Below are 18,768 nucleotides of genomic sequence, written 5' to 3' on the forward strand. Positions count from 1 at the left end.
TCGCCACAGGATAAGTGTTCATACTCCCCACAGTTGGCCTATGCTGCCCAGCATGACGCCGCTTCATACATGAGGGATGCCCGATGTTTTATGTGCAACGCGATGCGCAAGGCCTGCTGGTGCGCGTCGAAGCCGCCGCTTATGCCGAGGCCACCGAGACCTTGCCGGCCGACAACCATGAGATCCAGGACTGGTTCGCCAACCAGGCGGTAGAGAACAGCCTCAAGCAACTCAAGCAGAGCGACCTGGAGATGATCCGGGTACTCGACGACCTGATTCAGGTACTCACCAGCAAAGGCGTGATCCGCGTCACCGACCTGCCACCAGCGGCCCAGGCCAAGCTGATGGACCGCAACCAGGCACGGGAAGCGCTGGGCGGGTTGAGTCGGTTGATCGATGACGATGAGAAGGGGTTGATCTGATTCACCGCTGACCGTGGCGAGGGAGCTTGCTCCCACTGGGCTGCGAAGCAGGCCCCTGCATTTCTCCAGGCGGATCGTGTTGTCCGGTTTGGCGACTGCTGCGCAGCCGAGCGGGAGCAAGCTCCCTCGCCACGGTTTGTGCGGTGTCCGGGCTGACGCCATCGCGAGCAGGCTCGCTCTCACAGTGGATGGGGATAGATTTCAAACTTCAGCCCAACAAAAAACCATGTGGGAGCGAGCCTGCTCGCGAAGGCTCACTGACAGACAACGCAGCACTCACCCCCAACGCTTAGGCTCGCCCACCAACTGCCCTTGCACCCCAAACAACCCCATCTCGCGAATCATCGCCAGTTCCCCTTCCGTCTCAACCCGCTCGGCAATCAGCGGCAGGTCGATGCTGTGGGCGGCGCGCTGGATGGCTTCGATGAACAGGCGCTTGTCGCTCTCCTGGTCGATGGCGCGAATATAACTGCCGTCGATCTTCAGATACGCCAGCCCCAGCCGCGACAAATTGCCGATCATGCTGAACCGTCCGCCGAAACGCTGCAGGCTCAGGGAGAAACCAAGCTCGCGCAACTGCCGGGTCAACTGCTCCAGCACCGCTTGCTCAGGTAATTGCTCCTCACCGATCTCCAGGGTCAGGCGCGGCCCGAGATTGCCGTGAGCCCGCAGGATTTCAAAGACCTTGTTCAACGCCTGTGGGTCGGCCAGCGTGGCAGAGGACAGGTTGAGCGCCAGGGATTGCTCGTGCCCGGCCATTTGCTTGAGCACCTGTTCGAGCATCAGGCGGTCTAGGCGCGCAGTCCAGCCGAAGCGCTCCAGCCATGGCAGGAAACGCCCGGCGGGAATGCTCTGGCCCTGATCGTCGAGCAGCCGCGAGAGCACTTTGTAATGCAGCACCACCTGGGTTTCCTGAGCGGCCACCACCGGCTGGAAATACAGCTCGAAACGCTGGTTGCTCAGCGCCTGGTCAAGCAGGTTGTGCCAGGCATGGTGATCATCGCCAACGCTGGCCGACGCGCTGTGATCCAGGCAGGCCCAGCCCGGTTCACCCTGGGTTTCGGCCTGGGCCAGCGCCTGGTCGCCGAGCTGGAGCACCGCTTGCGGTGAGTCGCCGTGGACGAACGGCGCCAGCCCGATGGAGGCCACCGACGCCACGTCCGTCGCGCCGGTGGCGTGCAGGCTCGCCAACGCGCCTTCGAGATTCTGCGCCAGTTGCAAGGCTTCCTCGCGCACCAGCCCGGGCGCCAACACGGCGAACTCTCCGCCGCGGATGCGCGTCACCAGGTTATGGGTTTCCGGATAACGCGCGCATTCACGCAGCAATTGCTCGCCCACGGCCTTGAGCAACTGGTCGGTGCGCTGCCCGCCCAGCCGCTGGTTCAACCCGGCCAGGTCCCTGACCCGCAACAACAGCAGATAACCGGAACTGGCCTGCTCGGGATTGCTCACCCGGGCATGCAGCTGCATTTCGAAGTAACGTCGGTTGGCCAGGCCCGTGAGGTTGTCCTGATAGGACTCGACCCGCAGCTTTTCGCTGCGCTCGGCCTGCTCCTGGAACAGCGCCTTGAGCTTTTCGACCATCTGGTTCATCGCCTGCACCACCCGGCGCAGCTCAGGGGTACGCGGCAGCTCCGGCAAGCTGAGGAACTCCCGGCGGGCGATGGCATGGGACTGGTGCACCATGTAATCCAGCGGCTTGAGCTGACGGCGCAGCAACAAGGCCCCCAACACCGCGCTCACAGCGCCGCACAGCAACAGCCAGCCCAGGCTGCCCAGCGCGCTCTGCCACAGCTTGGCGAGGGCGAACATAGGGTGGCTGACCACTTCGACCCGTGCCGCCTGCTCCCAGCCCCGACTGACGAGCGCATCGCCACCGGCCGGCTCCAGGCCAATGAGCTTGATGAACCACTGCGGCACGTTGCCGGCGTCCGGAATGCCGGTGCGTTCGACGATGGTGCTGTCGTTCTTCACGTCGACCACGCGGATGCTCGCGTAGTAGCCACTGTCGAAGATCGAGCTGACCATCAGCTCGACCATTGCCGGGTCGTCGATATTCGGCGTCAGCGACAAGGCCAGCGCCGTGGCCGCATCCTGCGCATGCGAGCGCAATTGATTGACGTACTGGGTCCGCGAGCTTTCCAGGCTGACCATGAAGCTGCCGCTGAAGGCAACCACCAGGAACAGACAGATAGCGATCAACAGCTGTTTGAACAAGGACATCTGAGCGCGCGCTCCTAGTTAGTCGTCTCGACCGGAAAACCTTCGGCCTGCATTTTTTTCAACACATCCTGCCAGCGGGACAGGCGCTTGGTATCACCCACTTTCCTGTTGCCCTTGGCGCCCGGCAGCCACAGCCCTTCGGCATTGAAAGAGTAGACCGGCAGCAGATCGGTTCGCTGGCTGGCCGGCTGGATACCGTCGATCAGGCTGTCGAGTACCAAAGGCATGGCATCGGGCGTGGCGTAGTAGGTCAGCACCATGTGCGCCCGGTTCTGCCGCAAGGCCTTGACGTAGGTGATGCGCAGTTTGTCACTGGACACCCCGAGCCGGCGCAGGCTGAAATATTTGGCGATGGCGTAGTCCTCGCAATCACCTGCGCCCTTCCATAAGGCCTGGATAGGGGTTTCCCAGTAATCAACCTCACGCCACAGGTCGATGTCTTCGACGTAGCGCACCTGCTTGTTGAAAAACAGATTCACTACCTTGAGTTGTTCCAGTTCCGGAATCTGCTTCTGGGTCGCCAACAGTTGCTGCCACGCGTCGATCCGTTGCTGCCCTTCGCCCAAAGGCCCATATAACGCTTGCGCCCGGCGGCTGATCTGCGCAAAGTCCCAATCGGCCCGCAGGCCGCCCAGCAGCAGGCCGGCCAGCAACAATGCCGAACACAGCCAACGCATGGACCTGAGGACAGGAAAAGGTGCAGCCAAGGGGAATACGTCCGAAAAGGGCCGTTGGAAAATTCGTTGGATGGTGAAGCCTGGCCGGGCAAAAGACAATGGCAGGATGCAATCACCGCAAGCAGTCTAAACTTTAGTTCAGGAACCGGCGCCGCGAGACTTTGACGGCTTGGCAATCTGTAACTAATGTTGGCTTGGATCCAATTTCGTTACTACCAGTCAGGGTGTTGTCGTGACAAAGAAGCCCAACCCGTTAAGCACTATCCAGGTCAACGGCCCCATTCCCGCCTCCCAGGCCCGCGCCATCATCGAGAGCTCCCTGCGTGAAGCCATTCTTGATGGTCGCCTGCCCAGTGGCACCGCGCTACGCCAACAGGAACTGGCCGATCTGTTCGGCGTCAGCCGCATGCCGGTACGCGAGGCATTACGCCAACTCGAGGCGCAGTCATTGCTCAACGTGGTACAGCACAAGGGCGCCGTGGTGGCTCCGCTGATCACCAGCAATGCGATCGAGACCTATGCCTTGCGTTCGGTCCTGGAAAGCTTCGCCCTGCGCCTGTCCGTTCCGCTGCTCAACGATAACGACCTGGCGATGGCCGCCCAGTACATCGAGCAACTCGAAGCGCAAACCGACTACGCCGAGATCGCCAGGCTCAACCGCCTGTTTCATATGTCGCTTTACCACAGGGCACCCAACGCCAAGCTGCTTGACCTGGTCGAGCACGAGCTCAATGAGGAAGAGCGTTTCCTGCGCTTTCACATGTCATCGATGGGCCTGGGCACGCTGACCCAGGACGACCACCGCGCGATGCTCGCAGCCGCAGTGGCGAAGGATGTCGACAGCGCGGTCGCCTTGCTGGAGCAGCACCTGGAAAAAGCCTCCGTCACCATGCGCCGATACCTCAACCAATAAGCGCAACCCCATCTCTGCGCCGGCGACGCGGCCGGCGTAGCACTTTCTTACACATCCTTCCCAGACCCCCCATGGCCCTGCCCGGCGCGGTCTGACTGCGCCCGCGTTCCATCGCGACGTCAGTCCGATGGAACTGCCATCCATTTGGGCTCACTCTTGCGTTTATCGATTCAAAAAAGACCTGAAGAAGTCAGCGCCTGGCTGTGGCCCAGGCGAATCGAAGCCATCACGCAAGGAGCGTCGTCCGAACGGCGAGATGACCCGCAAGTCTGGTCGGTCTCCCGCCCACAAAACATCACTTACTTGATTCCCGTTCTCTGAAGTGCTCCGGGTGAGGCATTCACTCGTACCATTCGATTCTGATACTTATAAATCGGAAGGAGCAACTTCGACCCAATAAAACTTGTATGAAAAGTTTTAACAGCCCTCTTCACGCCCAAGAAATACGTCAACTTAAATATATAAAAAATAACTTGCAGAGCCTTTGTTACATGCACTAACTTTTTCTACGTCGAGTTGCCTTCGATCCCAGAACTCATGACAGAAAGGCCTCCAACAGGCCTTTCAGCCCTGAGCAAAGATAAAACATCTGTATCAAGAAAACATGGACTCCGGTTCACGCACTCGCTCGCACCGAAAAAACTGGCGAAGCAACTTCCGGACAAAAATCATTGATGAGGACGTTCCAATGCAGCCAACCAAAGAGCAACTATTCCTGAAGAAACTCGCACTTGGTGAACACCCGGTTTTTTCTGAAATAACATCAATCGACCTGTTGCGCCGCTTTATGGAAAGTCATGTTTTTGCCGTATGGGATTTCATGTCCCTGACCAAGCGCCTGCAGCGCGAGCTGACCTGTATCCAGTTGCCGTGGCTGCCTCCGGCCGACCCGCACGCAGCACGGCTGATCAATGAAATCGTCTTGGGGGAAGAGTCCGATGACCGTCCCGGAGCGGGCTATTGCAGCCATTTCGAGCTGTACCTCGACGCCATGCGCGAGGTCGGCGCGGATACCCGGGCCATTGAGCAATTCATTGCCCTGCAACAGGAAGGCGTCAGCCCCGAGACCGCGCTGGACAGCGTCGAGGTAGACCCGGCTGCAGCGCGCTTCGTACGCCAGACTTTGCACACTGCCTTGCACGCCCCGGCTCACAGCGTGGCTGCCGCGTTCGTGCACGGTCGCGAAAGCGTCATCCCGCAGATGTTCCAACGCATGCTGGATGCCTGGGGCATCGGCCTGGACCAGGCACCGACGTTTCGTTATTACCTGCAACGGCATATCGAAGTGGACTCCGAAGACCACGGCCCGGCTGCGGAAAAATTGCTCGCACGGCTGATCGATGGCGACCCGCAGCGCGAGCGCGAAGTCCTTGCCGCCGCCCTCGCCGCCGTCCATAGCCGCGCGGCGTTGTGGGATGGCTTGCGCCAGAGCATGGCCCTGCCCGTTGCGCAGGTGACGCCATGAACGCCATTTCATACCAGTCCTTCGCCGACACCTGGGAAAGCCGCGCCACCATCCGTACCCGACCACGGCGCCGGGTCGAGGATGACGACAAGCTGATCTTCCCCATGAGCCGTCAGCCTCTTGTGCACAGCCAGACCTTTCTCAGCCACTGCCCGCAGTTGCGCGATTTTGTCCTGGTGCAGAGCCTCTACAAATTCATCAATGACGTGGTGATTTTCGAGACTGAGCTGGTGGACCACACCGCGCGGCGCATCGCCAAGAACCGCTTCGGCATCGAGTTTCCGTTCGCCTGTCGCTACGACGCGATGACTGTGGTGGTGGATGAGGACTATCACGCGCTGGTGGCCATGGACTTCATGCAACAGACCATCGACATGACCGGCATCGAGCCGATCCCGCTGCCCGACCAGATCGAACTCAGCCGCGCGGTCCCGGCCACGCTGGCGCGGGCACCGGAGCGCTTGCTCAGTGCCGTGGAGCTGATCTGCATCGCCATTGCCGAGAACACGGTGACCAACGAAGTGGCGGCCTTTGCCCGGGATGACTCGGTCAAGGCCTCGATCAAGGGCTTGATGGCGGACCACTTGCAGGATGAGGGCCGACACTCCGGTTTCTGGACACGGCTGGTGCAGATTTACTGGCGCGCCGCACCGGAAGAAGACCGCCAAGCCATCGCGCAACTGATGCCCGGCTTCATTGCCGAGTACCTGGCGAGCGACCTGCAACAACAGTTCGATTTCGAGCTGATCGCCCATCTGCCCGTCGATGAATCGGTACGTCAGTCGCTGCGGGATGACGCCAGTGCGTTGGCGTACCCGATCAATCACTTTCACCCGCTAGTGGGCAACATCACACGCTTTTTTCGCACCAGCTCGATGCTCGCATCACCATGCGTGCGCGAAGCCCTGGCCGACTACCTGACACCATGAGGAGCTTTCGATGAAACGCCTCGAAATTGCGCTATCCGGCACCAGCCAGGCCATGGCCGAACTGGCCCGGGAACTTGAACTTCACGGTCACTCGGTCAGGGATTCTCGATCGCCAACCGGCCACGGCGCGGTCGACCTGTCGATCGATGACGGTACGCTGCCGTGTGCCACGCAGGCGCGCTTTCGACTTGATGTGCGCGTGGCGCTCCAGGCGGTGCCAGGCCAGGCATTGCCGCAACCGGTGGTGGTTTTCCGCGACGCTGCACAGCGCCTGTTATCCGAGGCCGTGATTGCCCCGCCAAGCCGGGGCAACGGTCAGTCATTGCGCCTCTGCGCTGTGGCGGCGGTGGTCGAGCACGGCGCCCGGCTGGTCAGCCAGCTCTCGCGGGACGAGACCCGCTTCGACACCTGGCCGATGCTGGAAACCGCCGTTGCAGACGAGCCCCTGCACGGCCTCGATGCGCTGGAGCCGCTGGCTTTCGAACATCGCCTCAACCGCGCCCCGGTGCCCTGGCTCCTGGCCGCCGCCCAAGTGCCGGTGATGCACAGAATCGAACAACGCATGCTTGATCAGCCGACGCAACCGGCCCTGTGGGTCGACGGTCAGCTCATCGACTACCGATCCTTGCGCGACCTGACGCTCAGGTTGCAACAATCGATGCTGGAAATCCTGCCGGGCGCGGCTGATCGCCCGAAGGTGATCGGCGTGTGCCTGCCCAAATCCGCGCCGCTGTATGCAGCGATCCTGGCGGTCCTGGGATGCGGAGCGGTGTATCTGCCGCTGGACCCGCAACACCCGGCGCAGCGGCGACGCTTCATCCTGGAAAATGCCCGGGCCGATCTGCTGCTGCATGACCTGCAAAGCGATCTGGACGACTGCGCAATACCCAGGCTGGACGTCCATCGACTGCCCTCTTCGAAACCGGCCATCCCGCTCTCGACAATCCGGCGCGTGACGGGCATCGACGAGCCGGCCGTGGCGATCTACACCTCCGGTACCACCGGCCAGCCCAAAGGCGTGTTGCTCAGCCAGCGCAACCTCAGCCATTTCTGCGCGTGGTACTGCGACCATGTCGAGTTGAAGCGCGACAGTCGCGCACTGCAGTTTTCCACCATCAACTTCGACGCGTCGCTGCTGGACATCCTGCCGACGTTCATCCAGGGCGGATTGTTGGTCGTGCCCAGCGAAGACCAGCGCCGCGACCCGCAGCAACTGGTCGCGTTGCTTCGCGCACAACGCATCAGCCACGCCTTCCTGCCACCAGCACTGTTGAGCGTACTGCCGCTGGACGCGCCGCTGGGGCTGGAACACCTGGTCACCGGAGGGGATGTCTGCGAGCCGTATGTGATCGAGCAACTGGCGCCACAGTGCCGCTTCCACAACATCTATGGCCCGACCGAAACCACGGTGCTGGCGACCACGCGGCAGTTCGACAGCGGCGACAACAACCGCAACCTTGGCAGCCCGATCGCCAATGGCCGAGTGCTGATTCTGGACGAGCAACGGCAACCGGTGCCCGACGGCACGCCCGGTGAGCTTTACATCGCCGGGCCGGGCGTCGGCCTGGGATACCTGAACGCCCCGGGGCTGACCGCCGAGCGCTACCTCAACCTGACGCTGCCCACCGGGCAGACGCTGCGGGCCTATCGCACCGGTGATATCGGCCAGTGGACGGACGCTGGGATCGAGCTGTGTGGACGTCGCGATAACCAGGTGAAGATCCGTGGCTTTCGGGTCGAGCCCGAGGAGATCGAACATTGCTTGCGCGACAGCCAGTTGTTTCGTCAGGTGGCGGTGGGGGTGGATGAACGACGGCGGATCCTGGCGTTCCTGGTGAACCCTGTGCAAGAACTTCCCGGCGCGGCTCTTCAGGCATTGCGCGAACATGTGCAGGACAGGTTGCCCAGCTACATGCACCCGACGGCCTACATCGAGCTGCCCAGCCTGCCTTACACCAGCAATGGCAAGGTTGATCGCCGCGCGTTGCTTGCCTCGACGGGGCCGGTCCAGGCCGGAGGCCAGGGACGCCAGCCGCAGAACGCCTTGGAAAACCAGCTGCAAGCGCTTTGGGCCGAGCTGCTGGAACTGCCGGCCGAGGACATCGCCACCGACGAGAGCTTCTTCAACCTCGGGGGGCATTCGATTCTGTTGTCGCAATTGCTGCTGAGCATCCGCCAGTCGTTCGGCCGTAGCCTGTCGATCAATCGCTTCATCGAAGCGCCGACGCTGATCACCCTGGCGAAGCTGCTCGACGACTCCGAACAGAGCGGTACGTCAACGCTGAGCCCGCAGGCTTTCATTGACGCCGAGGCGGAGCTCAACCTTGATCCACTGCCCATCAGCCAGAGCGGTGACGTACACAAAGTGTTGGTGACCGGTGCCAACAGCTTCCTCGGCGTGCACATCGTCGAGGCGTTGCTGGCGTGGGGCGCCACCGAGGTTGCGTGCCTGGTGCGTGAGTCCGGCGGGCAAAGCGCGGCCGAACGGTTCGCCCAGGCCCTGCGGGACAATCGCCTGGAGCACCTGGACCTGAGTCGCGTCAGCGTCTACGCCGCCGACATTACTCAACCGCAACTGGGCCTGCCGGACGACGTTTACCAGCGCATCGACAGCACCTTCGGCGCGCTGGTGCACAACGCGGCCCACGTCAACCACGTGCTCGACTACGAGTCCCTGGCGCGGGACAACGTAGAGCCGATCTTCGAATGCCTGCGCCTGTGCGAAGGTCGGCGCAAGAAAATCTTCAACTTCGTCTCGACGCTTTCGGCTTCCAGTGCCCTGGACGCCGATGGCCAGGTGTTGGAGCAACCCGCGGCGCAGACACCGCCGATCTACATCAAGAACGGCTACAACCTGTCCAAATGGGTCGGCGAGCGGATCCTGCAGCGGGCCCGTGACCTTGGCGTGCGGGTGAATCTGTTCCGTCCAGGCAACATCAGCTTCAACAGCCAGACGGGGGTCTGCCAACCCCACAAGAACCGGTTGATGCTGATGCTCAAGGGCTCGATCCAGCTTGGCCAGGTGCCGGCCCTGTCGCTCAACTTCGACCTGATGCCGGTGGACTTCCTGGCCCGTTTCATCGCCTTCCACGCCAGCCGCTACCAACCGAACCAGGCCGTGTTCAACCTGCACAACCCCGAACCGCTGAGCTGGGACGCCTACGTGGCGTCGTTCCGTGACAGCGGCCGGGCGTTTTCCCTGGTGAGCGTCGCCGACTGGCAACGGCAATTGGCGCGGGTCGATGCCGACAACGCGTTGTTCGGCGTGCTGGGTTTCTATCTGAACGGCTTCGAGGAGGACATCGGCGACATCTCGCTGATCCGCCATGACAACGCCCGGTCCGGCGTGCGGCAGATGGGTGCGCGCTACCCGGAAAAATCCCCGGCCCTGCTACGTCGTGGCGCGGACTACCTCAAGGCCATTGATTTCATCTGAACCATCCCACCCCAAAGCAAGGAGCAAGACCATGACGACATTTCAACCCGACACACTGATCAAGAATCCTCAAGCCTGCCACGTTGAAACCTCGGTGCAAGTGTCCGCCGACGCGGCGCGAGTCTGGGAAGTGGTCGGCGATTTTGGCGGGTTCAACCGCTTTATCCCCGCGCTTGAGCGCATCGAAATGACCGGCGAAGGGGTGAGATCCCTGCGCAAGAAATTCTTCGTCGACGGACAGAACCTGGTGGTGGAACAGCTCAACAGCCGTGACGACCAGGCCATGCACATGACCTGGACGCTGATTTACAACACCCTGGGCATCGACAACCTCTGGGCGGCCATGCGCGTGGAGCCCCTGACGGAAAACCGCTGCCGCGCCACCTGGACCATCATTGCCGACCACACCGACGCCCATGCCCCGTCGGGCTTCAGGGATTTCCTGCAAGGGTTCGCCGATGAAGCGATGGAGAATGTGGTGAAGATGTTCACCTGACCACCATCCCTGTGGGAGCGAGCCTGCTCGCGAAAGCGTCAGCCCATACACCCCAAACCCTCATGGGCAACCCAAACCCCGTGGCGAGGGAGCTTGCTCCCGCTCGGCTGCGCAGCAGTCGCCAAACCGGCTGATGCGGTCCGCCTGGAGAAATGCCAGGGCCCGCTTCGCAGGCCAGCGGGAGCAAGCTCCCTCGCCACAAGGAATCCCGTGCAAAACCGTGCTTAGCCATCGCGAGCAGGCTCGCTCCCACATGGGCCTTGGGTGGACGCAAAATCCGCAACCACCATCAATCCCCTGGTGGGAGCGAGCCTGCTCGCGAAGGCGTCAGCCCATACACCCCGAACCCTCATGGGCAACCCAAACCCCGTGGCGAGGGAGCTTGCTCCCGCTCGGCTGCGCAGCAGTCGCCAAACCGGCTGACGCGGTCCGCCTGGAGAAATGCCAGGGCCCGCTTCGCAGGCCAGCGGGAGCAAGCTCCCTCGCCACAAGGAATCCCATGGAAATCCGTGCTTAGCCTGCTCGCGAAGGCGTCAGCCCATACACCCCGAACCCTCATGGGCAACCCAAACCCCGTGGCGAGGGAGCTTGCTCCCGCTCGGCTGCGCAGCAGTCGCCAAACCGGCTGATGCGGTCCGCCTGGAGAAATGCCAGGGCCCGCTTCGCAGGCCAGCGGGAGCAAGCTCCCTCGCCACAAGGAATCCCATGGAAAACCGTGCTTAGCCTGCTCGCGATGGCGCTGGTTCGGCTGGATCAGATCTTGAAGCTGTCCACCAGTTGCTTCAACCGATTGGCCTGTTGGGACAAGGCATCGCAATCCTTCAGCGTTTCGTTGAGGTTGGCGACGCTCTGCTGGTTCAGCAGGTTGATGTGGCTGACGTCCATGTTGAGGGTTTCCACCACGGCGGTCTGTTCTTCGGTCGCGGCGGCCACCGACTGGTTCATGCCATCAATTTCACCAATGCGCTGGGTCACGCTGACCAGGCGCAGGCCGGCCTGGTTGGCCACCTCCACGCTCTCTTCGCTGGAAGCCTGGCTGGCGTTCATGGTGGTCACCGCTTCACGAGAACCGACCTGCAACGAAGTGATCATCTTGTGGATCTCCTCGGCCGACTCCTGCGTGCGGTGCGCCAGGTTGCGCACCTCATCGGCCACCACCGCAAAGCCACGCCCGGCTTCACCGGCACGGGCCGCTTCGATGGCGGCGTTCAAGGCCAGCAGGTTGGTTTGCTGGGAGATGCCCTTGATCACATCGAGGATGTGCCCGATGTTGTCGGTGCTGGCGTTCAGGGTTTCGATCTGGGTGCACGACAGGCTGATCTTCTGCGACAGCTCGGTCATCGCCTGGATGGTTTTTTCCACCACCTGGCGCCCGTCGTCGGCTTGCTCGCTGGCGCCGCTGGCCTGTTGCGAAGCATCGGCGGCATTGCGCGCGATTTCCTGGGTCGCGGCGCCCAGCTGATTGATCGCGGCGGCCACGCTGTTGGTGCGGGCGCTCTGCTCATCCGAACCGACAAGCGAGGCGTTGGACGATGTCATCACCCGTTGCGACAAATCGTGCACCTGCCGCGTAGCCGAAGACACTTCGGCTATCGATGCATGGATGCGCTCCACGAACTGGTTGAACGAGCCACCCAGCACAGCGAACTCATCCTTGCCCTGCACGACGAGGCGGCGGGTCAGGTCGCCTTCGCCCTGGGCAATGTCCTGCATGGCGCGGCCCATGGTGGTCAACGGACGCATCAAGACCTGGATCAGCAGGCTCAGCAGCAACGCAATCGCCGCCACCGCGACGAACATCGCAATCAACGCAGACGTACGGAAATGGCTCAGCGGCGCGTAGGCCTTGGCTTTGTCGATCGACAGGCCGATATACCACTCGGCGTTCGGCAAGCCTGCCACCGGGGTAAACGAAAGGATGCGATCCTCCCCGTTCAGCTCGACTTCCTGGATACCTTTGCCGATGCGCACCGGGGTGCCCGGGTAGATGTCCTTGAGATTCTTCATCACATGGTCTTTGTCCGGGCTGACGATCACCTGACCGTCGCCGCTGACCAGAAATGCATGGCCGATGCCACCGAAATCCACGGAATTGATGATTTTCACCAGTGTTTCCAGGCTCAGGTCGCCACCCACCACGCCGAGCAGCTCACCGTTGTGCTTGACCGGCAGGGCGATAGTCACCACCAGACCGCCAACGGCCGCCATGTAAGGCGGCGTCAGCATGGTTTTATCGGCCGCGACCGCCTGCTTGTACCAAGGGCGCTGACGCGGGTCATAGCCGTCGGGCATCTTGGCGTCAGGCCGCTGAGTGAAAACGCCGGTGTTCTGGCCGACATAGGTGAACTGGAAATTCGAGGTCAAGGCCGGCTGGTCGACGAGCCCCGGCAAATCGGCCCCGGCGCCCTGGTGTGCGATGTTCTGCGCCAGGTTCTCCAACACCAGCACACGGCCACTCATCCAGTTCTGGACGCTGCTGGCTGTCAGGTCGCCGGATTGCTCGATGGACGACTCCAGGCTTCGACCGATGGTGTTGCGCTGCAGGTAATCGTTGTAGAGCGTGAACAGGGCAAAAGCCAGGACCACCACACCAGAGGCGGCCAGGAGGATTTTGTGACTGAACTTGAGATTCATGGGTGGGCTTCTTATGCAGGAAGTGGAGTGCAACTGCCATGTAACCGGTGGGCGCGATATTGGATCCGCTCCATTTTGGTGCACCTATATCACTCTGTCGGCCAATGCCTACAAAAAATTAGGCCGCTGTTCGATTGTCCGACGGAACGGCTTGGTCAGCATCCCATGACGTCCGCAGGCGAATGAATGGTGGTTGCAAAATTGACCCGCGCTGATGACAATGCGACCTATTATCATTTGTGACTCCAGGCCGTCGCGTTCATGTCATCCCCCCAGTTTGCAGTACAGGCGCTCTACAGCAGCCATCACGGCTGGCTCCACACATGGCTGCGCAACCGCTTGGGCAATGCCGCGGATGCGGCGGACCTGGCCCAGGACACCTTCGTGCGCCTGCTGCAACGCACCGAACGCCTGGAACTCAAGGCGCCACGCGCCTTTCTGCGCACCATCGCCCAAGGCCTGGTGATCGACCATTGGCGTCGAGAGGAAATCGAACGCGCCTACCTTGAGACCATCGCGCACCTGCCGGAAGCGCAAACGCCCGGCGCCGAAGCCCAGGCATTGATCCTGGAGCTGCTGGAGGCCATCGCCCGGATGCTCGAAGGCCTCAAGCCCAAAGTGCGCAAGGCGTTCCTGCTGGCCCAGTGCGAAGGTCTCACCTACAAGCAGATTGCCGAACAGATGGGCATTTCCCTGCGCTCGGTAGAACGCTACGTTGCCGACGCGTTGTACCACTGCTATGTGCTGCGCTATGAAGATTGAACCGATGGAGCAGCCTTCGGGCCGGGGCCCATCACAGCAGGTGGTCAAGCAAGCGATCCATTGGTTGCTGCGCCTGCGCAACCATACCGCCAACCCGGCGCTGCGCCAACAGTGCGAGGCCTGGCGCATCGCTCACCATGACCACGAACTGGCTTGGCAACGGGTGCAATCGCTGCACAGCGAACTGACTTCCAGCCTGCGGGCGGTACCTGGCGCCCGGACTGCCCTCGATACCCTGGAGACCAGCGCCCAGCGCCTCGGCCGGCGCCAGGCCCTGAAGCTGTTGTCAGGCGTGGCGGTGATGGGCTGCGCCGCCTGGCTGGGCAAGGACCCGGGCTGGCAGCCGTGGAGCGCCGATTTTGCGACCGCCACCGGCGAACGACGTGGCTTCCAACTGCCAGACGGCACGCGACTGGAGCTCAATACCAACAGCGCGGCCGACCTTGACTACACGGCTTCGCGACGCCTGATCACGTTGACGCGCGGCGAAATCATGCTCACCTGCGGCCGCGATCCCGAACGCCCATTACTGGTAAAAAGCCGACACGGCTTGTTCGAGGGGCTGGAGGGCCGCTTCGTCGTGCGCCAGGACAACGATTGCACGCGCCTGAGTGTCACCAGCGGACACGTCGCCATCCGCTCGCATGTCGGCAGCGACGGCGCCCCGATCCAGGTGGAAGCCGGACAGAGCTATCTGATCAGCGCATCCACCGCGACGCTCGCGCCACCCCTGGACATGGACGCCGGCGCCTGGGCGGACGGCTTGATCGTCACGCGCAACATGCGCCTGGAAGACTTCCTCAACGAAGTGGGACGTTACCGTCGGGGCTACCTGAAATGCGCCGCCTCGATCGCCGATTTGCGCTTGTCAGGCGTCTTCCGTCTGGCAGACACCGACAAGCTGCTGGCCGTCCTGCCGCACACGCTCCCCGTGCAAATACACTACCGAACCCGCTGGTGGATCACGGTAGAGCGTACGGCCTGATTTTTTTGGCGGGTTTTGCGCGGGCGTCCGGCTAGGACAGTAAGCAACGCTTATCTGCCTCCAGCGACTCCAACGGAAACCTACAATGACTGAGCGCGTGACTCTCAAGACTTCCCTCGGCTGTTCCTCGCCCACCGGCCTGCTGCGCCAGGCCATCCGCGCCGCGCTGTTGAGCGCCGCGCTCGGTGTCGGCGCCCTACCGATGTCCGCTGTCGCGGCGCAGGATGGCACGATCGCCGGCCGCCAGAGCTACAACATAGCCGCCGGCCCGTTGAGCGAGGTGCTCAACCAGTTCGCCCGTCAGGCCGGCATCACCCTGGCAAGTACTCCCGGGCAAACCAGCGGCGTCCAGTCACCGGGCCTGAAAGGCGAATATTCGGCGGACCAGGCCCTGCAGCAGTTGCTCAGCGGCTCCGGGCTGGTTGCCGTCAGCCAGGATAGCGCCAGCTATGTGCTGCAAACCGTGGCCCCCGAAAGCACGTTGGCGTTGCCGACCACCGACGTCAAAGGCTTCGCCTTGGGTAACGCGCTCGGCAGCATGGATGGCTACAACGCCACCCACAGCCAGGTGGCGACCAAGACCAGTACCGCCCTGCGGGAAACGTCGCAAAGCGTATCGGTGGTCACACGCGAGCAAATGGACGACCAGGGCGCGCAAACCGTGTCCCAGGCCATGCGCTACACCCCTGGCGTGCTGACCAATCCCTATGGCGCGACGCACCGCTACGACTACGTGGCGATGCGCGGCTTCAACGATGGCTCGGTGGACAACATCTACCTGGACGGTCTGAAGTCGATGGGTGACAGCGGCACCTACAGTTCGATTCAGGTCGATCCGTATTTCCTCGAGCGGGTCGACATTCTCAAGGGCCCGTCCTCCGTACTCTATGGCCGTAGCTCGCCGGGTGGCCTGGTGGCGCTCACCAGCAAGAAACCGCTGTACGAGGCCTATCACCAGATCCAGGCCACGGTCGGTACCCAAGGCCAACGCGGCATGGGTTTCGACTTCAGCGGCCCGGTGGATGACGACAAGCGCATCGCCTACCGCCTGGTCGGCCTGGCCGATACGTCCGACACGCAATTCGACCACAACAAGGAAAAGCGCTTCGCCCTCGCGCCCACGGTGAGCATCGACTTTAGCGAAGATACCTCGCTGACTTTGCAAGCCTACCTGCAGCATGACCCCGACGGCGGTTACCACGGCGGCATGCCGGCGAACGGCACCTTGCACAAGCGCAACGGCCGGCGGATTTCGGAGAACTTCTTCGAAGGCGAGCCTGGCGTCGACGGCTACGAACGTGACCAGCAGTCGTTCGGCTATCAGTTCGAGCACCGCTTCAACGACGTCTTCACCGCCCGGCAGAACTTCCGCTACCTGGATTCGGACGTCAGCAACGACCAGGTCTATGCCTATGACTGGACCACGCCGACCAGCAACGAGCTGAACCGCTATTACACCGGCGCTGAAGAAAAGCTCCACGCCTTCATCGTCGACAACATGCTCCAGGCGGAATTCTTCACCGGCGCCACCAAACACACCGTGCTGATGGGCGCCGACTATCAGCGGCGCAAGACCGTGGTCGACTGGACCAGCGGCAGCCTCGCGCCGATCAACGCCTTCGACCCGGTCTATGGCAACTCGGCGATCAGCTACTTCAGCCCAACCAGCTACCTGCGGCGCCTGGAGCAGACTGGCGTCTATCTGCAAGACCTGATCGAAATGGACAAGTGGCGCTTTTCCCTGGGCCTGCGCCAGGATTGGGTCGAGACCTCGGACGAGAACCGCATCGCCGAATTCGGTCGCCCGGAAGGCACCGAGATCAACGACAAGCGCACCAAACTCACCGGCCGCGTCGGGGCGCTGTACCTGTTCGACAACGGCCTGGCGCCGTACATCAGCTACTCGGAGTCGTTCAACCCCAACTCCTACGCCGACAGCGCCGGCAACCCGCTGCCGCCCACCGATGGCAAGCAGTGGGAACTGGGCCTGAAATACCAGCCGCCGGGCACCGACGACTTGTACACTGCCTCGCTGTTCCGCATCGACCAGGAGAACCTGGCGACCAAGCTGCCCCAGGAAAACTTCTACCGCGCCGTTGGCGCTGTGCGCTCCCAAGGCCTGGAACTGGAAGCGCACATGCAGTTGACCGAGCAGTTCAAGGTGCTGGGCAGTTACACCTTCACCGACATCGAATACTCGAAATCGATGGTCAGCACCTTGAGCACGCCCACCGACATCATCGAAAACAAAGGCAACTCTCCGACCCAGGCCCCACGCCACATGGCATCGGTGTGGGCCGACTACAAATTTGACAGCGGCACGCTCGATGGCCTGCGGCTGGGCGGCGGCGTGCGGTATGTCGGCTACAGCTGGGCCGACGCGGAAAACACCATGAAGGTGCCGTCGTACACGCTGTTCGATGCCTCGGTGGGGTATGACCTGGGCAAGGTCGGCTTGAAGGGCGTGGATGTTCGCCTGAACGCGAACAACCTGACCAACGAGACCTACATCGCGTCATGCGCCAGCCTGAGCTATTGCTACATGGGCGAGGAGCGCAACGTGGCGGCTACGGTGAGTTATCAGTTCTGATCCATTCTTCAGGCCAGACGCATTTGTCTGGCCTGAAGAATGGTTACTGTGGCGAGGGGATTTATCCCCGCTGGGCGCGAAGCGGCCCTAAAAACTTGGGCTGCTGCGCAACCCAGCGGGGATAAATCCCCTCGCCACAAAGCTATATCTCTGCCCTAGGCCTGGATCGCCTTCGCCTCCTCCCGCGTCGATCCCTCCTCCCGTGCAAACCGATTCGCCCGCCCAAACGTGCCGAAATCATTGAAGCGCACGCCCATCTCCCGCATCACCTTGTGCGCCACCGGCACCGTCATCTGGCGAATGTAGAACGGCTCCTTCACCACGAAATGATGGATGCCGTGGCTGCTGCCGAAATTGAAGCAGAACGCCTGCAACGGCCACAGCCACCAAGGGTTCAACACCTGGGTCTGCTGGATGACGTTGCCTGGCTCGATGTCGCCGTAGTAATGCATGTTCGAGCTGATGAAGTGCAGGCAAAAGGTGCGCAGTACATTCGGGCCGATGATCACCACCGCCGCGATGTCGATGACGTGCAGGGTTGCCAGAGTGCTGGTCGACCAGTCGATGGAAGTGCCGAGCAGCCCGGCAACCGCGTTGGCGCCATGGAAACCGAGGAACACGTACCACGCGCCCCAATGCAACAGCGCCAACGGGAAATACACCTTCAGCGTGCGCTTGAGGATGCTGCGCTTGTGCGCCCAGGTCCTGGCTCGCAGCAGGCGAATGAACGCCGACATGACGTTGTCACCAACCATCAGCAAGCGCGCCAATCCCCACGGCTCGCCGTTGGTGATAGCGCGCTCCTCCAGGTCCGCCTCGCTGCCGGAAACCTTGTGATGATTGAGGTGCAGGTGGCGGCGAATCCACGGATTGATGGTGCTCGGCCGCGCCAGCCAGACCAGGCCCATCATCAGGTTGTGCGGCACGCGCTGCTTGCGAAAATACATACTGTGGATCAGGTCGTGTTCCAGCTCGTGGGTCAGGGACGCAAAAAAGGCGTTGAGCAGCAGGCACGCCCAGCCGGCCAGATAGCCGTTGATGTAGAGCAGCGCCGAGCCGGTCATCCCCGCCAGGGCGAACGCCAGGATGCCCGCGCCCAGCGCATCCTGGTGCCGCAGGATCGGATAGCGCTCGCGCAATTCTTCGCCCCGGGCCAGGACCACTTGGCGAATATGGGCGGAGCGCTGCTGTGCATTCAATCGCTCGGGGCTTGCGCAAGTGCCGTGCATGGCTTAA

Annotated in this window: 13 protein-coding genes; 9 read left to right on the forward strand and 4 right to left on the reverse strand. The window is 62.1% G+C overall.

Features of this window, described 5'->3' with window-relative positions:
* Window positions 1–83 precede the first annotated feature (83 nt).
* Window positions 84–422 (forward strand): tryptophan synthase subunit beta, encoded by a 339-nt coding sequence (locus PSH78_RS25525; protein ID WP_305497599.1) that lies wholly within the window; start codon window positions 84–86, stop codon window positions 420–422.
* Window positions 423–698: 276 nt separating this feature from the next.
* Here PSH78_RS25525 and lapD read toward each other — a convergent pair whose 3' ends face one another.
* The gene (gene lapD, locus PSH78_RS25530) at window positions 699–2,645 is read right to left on the reverse strand and encodes a cyclic di-GMP receptor LapD (RefSeq protein WP_305497600.1); all 1,947 of its coding nucleotides are present in this window, start codon (window positions 2,643–2,645) and stop codon (window positions 699–701) included.
* Between the two features lie 14 nt (window positions 2,646–2,659).
* Window positions 2,660–3,322 (reverse strand): cysteine protease LapG, encoded by a 663-nt coding sequence (lapG, locus tag PSH78_RS25535; protein ID WP_370871031.1) that lies wholly within the window; start codon window positions 3,320–3,322, stop codon window positions 2,660–2,662.
* Between the two features lie 232 nt (window positions 3,323–3,554).
* Here lapG and PSH78_RS25540 point away from each other — a divergent pair, with 232 nt between their 5' ends.
* From PSH78_RS25540 to PSH78_RS25560, 5 genes are all read left to right on the forward strand, one after another.
* A complete protein-coding gene (locus PSH78_RS25540) occupies window positions 3,555–4,235 on the forward strand; it encodes a GntR family transcriptional regulator (RefSeq protein WP_305497602.1) in 681 nt (226 codons plus the stop codon).
* Between the two features lie 688 nt (window positions 4,236–4,923).
* Window positions 4,924–5,700: a DUF3050 domain-containing protein gene (locus PSH78_RS25545; RefSeq protein WP_305497603.1), complete on the forward strand. Its 777-nt coding sequence runs from the start codon at window positions 4,924–4,926 to the stop codon at window positions 5,698–5,700.
* On the forward strand, window positions 5,697–6,629 hold the full coding sequence (locus PSH78_RS25550; protein ID WP_305497604.1) for a diiron oxygenase: 933 nt from the start codon (window positions 5,697–5,699) through the stop codon (window positions 6,627–6,629). Before PSH78_RS25545 ends, PSH78_RS25550 begins: the two co-directional genes overlap by 4 nt.
* 10 nt (window positions 6,630–6,639) lie before the next feature.
* Entirely contained in the window at window positions 6,640–10,065 is a 3,426-nt protein-coding gene (locus PSH78_RS25555; RefSeq protein ID WP_305497605.1) for a non-ribosomal peptide synthetase, read from the forward strand.
* A 31-nt stretch (window positions 10,066–10,096) separates the two neighbouring features.
* Window positions 10,097–10,561 (forward strand): SRPBCC family protein, encoded by a 465-nt coding sequence (locus PSH78_RS25560; RefSeq protein ID WP_305497606.1) that lies wholly within the window; start codon window positions 10,097–10,099, stop codon window positions 10,559–10,561.
* Window positions 10,562–11,314: 753 nt separating this feature from the next.
* Here the strand turns inward: PSH78_RS25560 and PSH78_RS25565 are convergent.
* Window positions 11,315–13,195: a methyl-accepting chemotaxis protein gene (locus tag PSH78_RS25565; protein WP_305497607.1), complete on the reverse strand. Its 1,881-nt coding sequence runs from the start codon at window positions 13,193–13,195 to the stop codon at window positions 11,315–11,317.
* Between the two features lie 261 nt (window positions 13,196–13,456).
* Between PSH78_RS25565 and PSH78_RS25570 the strand changes: the two genes are divergently transcribed.
* From PSH78_RS25570 to PSH78_RS25580, 3 genes are all read left to right on the forward strand, one after another.
* The gene (locus PSH78_RS25570; RefSeq protein WP_305497608.1) at window positions 13,457–13,957 is read left to right on the forward strand and encodes a sigma-70 family RNA polymerase sigma factor; all 501 of its coding nucleotides are present in this window, start codon (window positions 13,457–13,459) and stop codon (window positions 13,955–13,957) included.
* A complete protein-coding gene (locus tag PSH78_RS25575; RefSeq protein ID WP_305497609.1) occupies window positions 13,947–14,942 on the forward strand; it encodes a FecR domain-containing protein in 996 nt (331 codons plus the stop codon). The genes PSH78_RS25570 and PSH78_RS25575 overlap by 11 nt, the downstream gene beginning before the upstream one ends.
* 85 nt (window positions 14,943–15,027) lie before the next feature.
* A complete protein-coding gene (locus tag PSH78_RS25580) occupies window positions 15,028–17,532 on the forward strand; it encodes a TonB-dependent siderophore receptor (RefSeq protein WP_305497610.1) in 2,505 nt (834 codons plus the stop codon).
* 155 nt (window positions 17,533–17,687) lie between these two features.
* On the opposite strand, the gene PSH78_RS25585 is transcribed toward PSH78_RS25580, so the two are convergent.
* Window positions 17,688–18,761, reverse strand: coding sequence for a fatty acid desaturase (locus PSH78_RS25585; protein WP_305497611.1), 1,074 nt, complete (start codon window positions 18,759–18,761; stop codon window positions 17,688–17,690).
* Between the last annotated feature and the right edge of the window lie 7 nt (window positions 18,762–18,768).

This window comes from Pseudomonas sp. FP198 (assembly GCF_030687895.1).
Lineage (GTDB): Bacteria > Pseudomonadota > Gammaproteobacteria > Pseudomonadales > Pseudomonadaceae > Aquipseudomonas.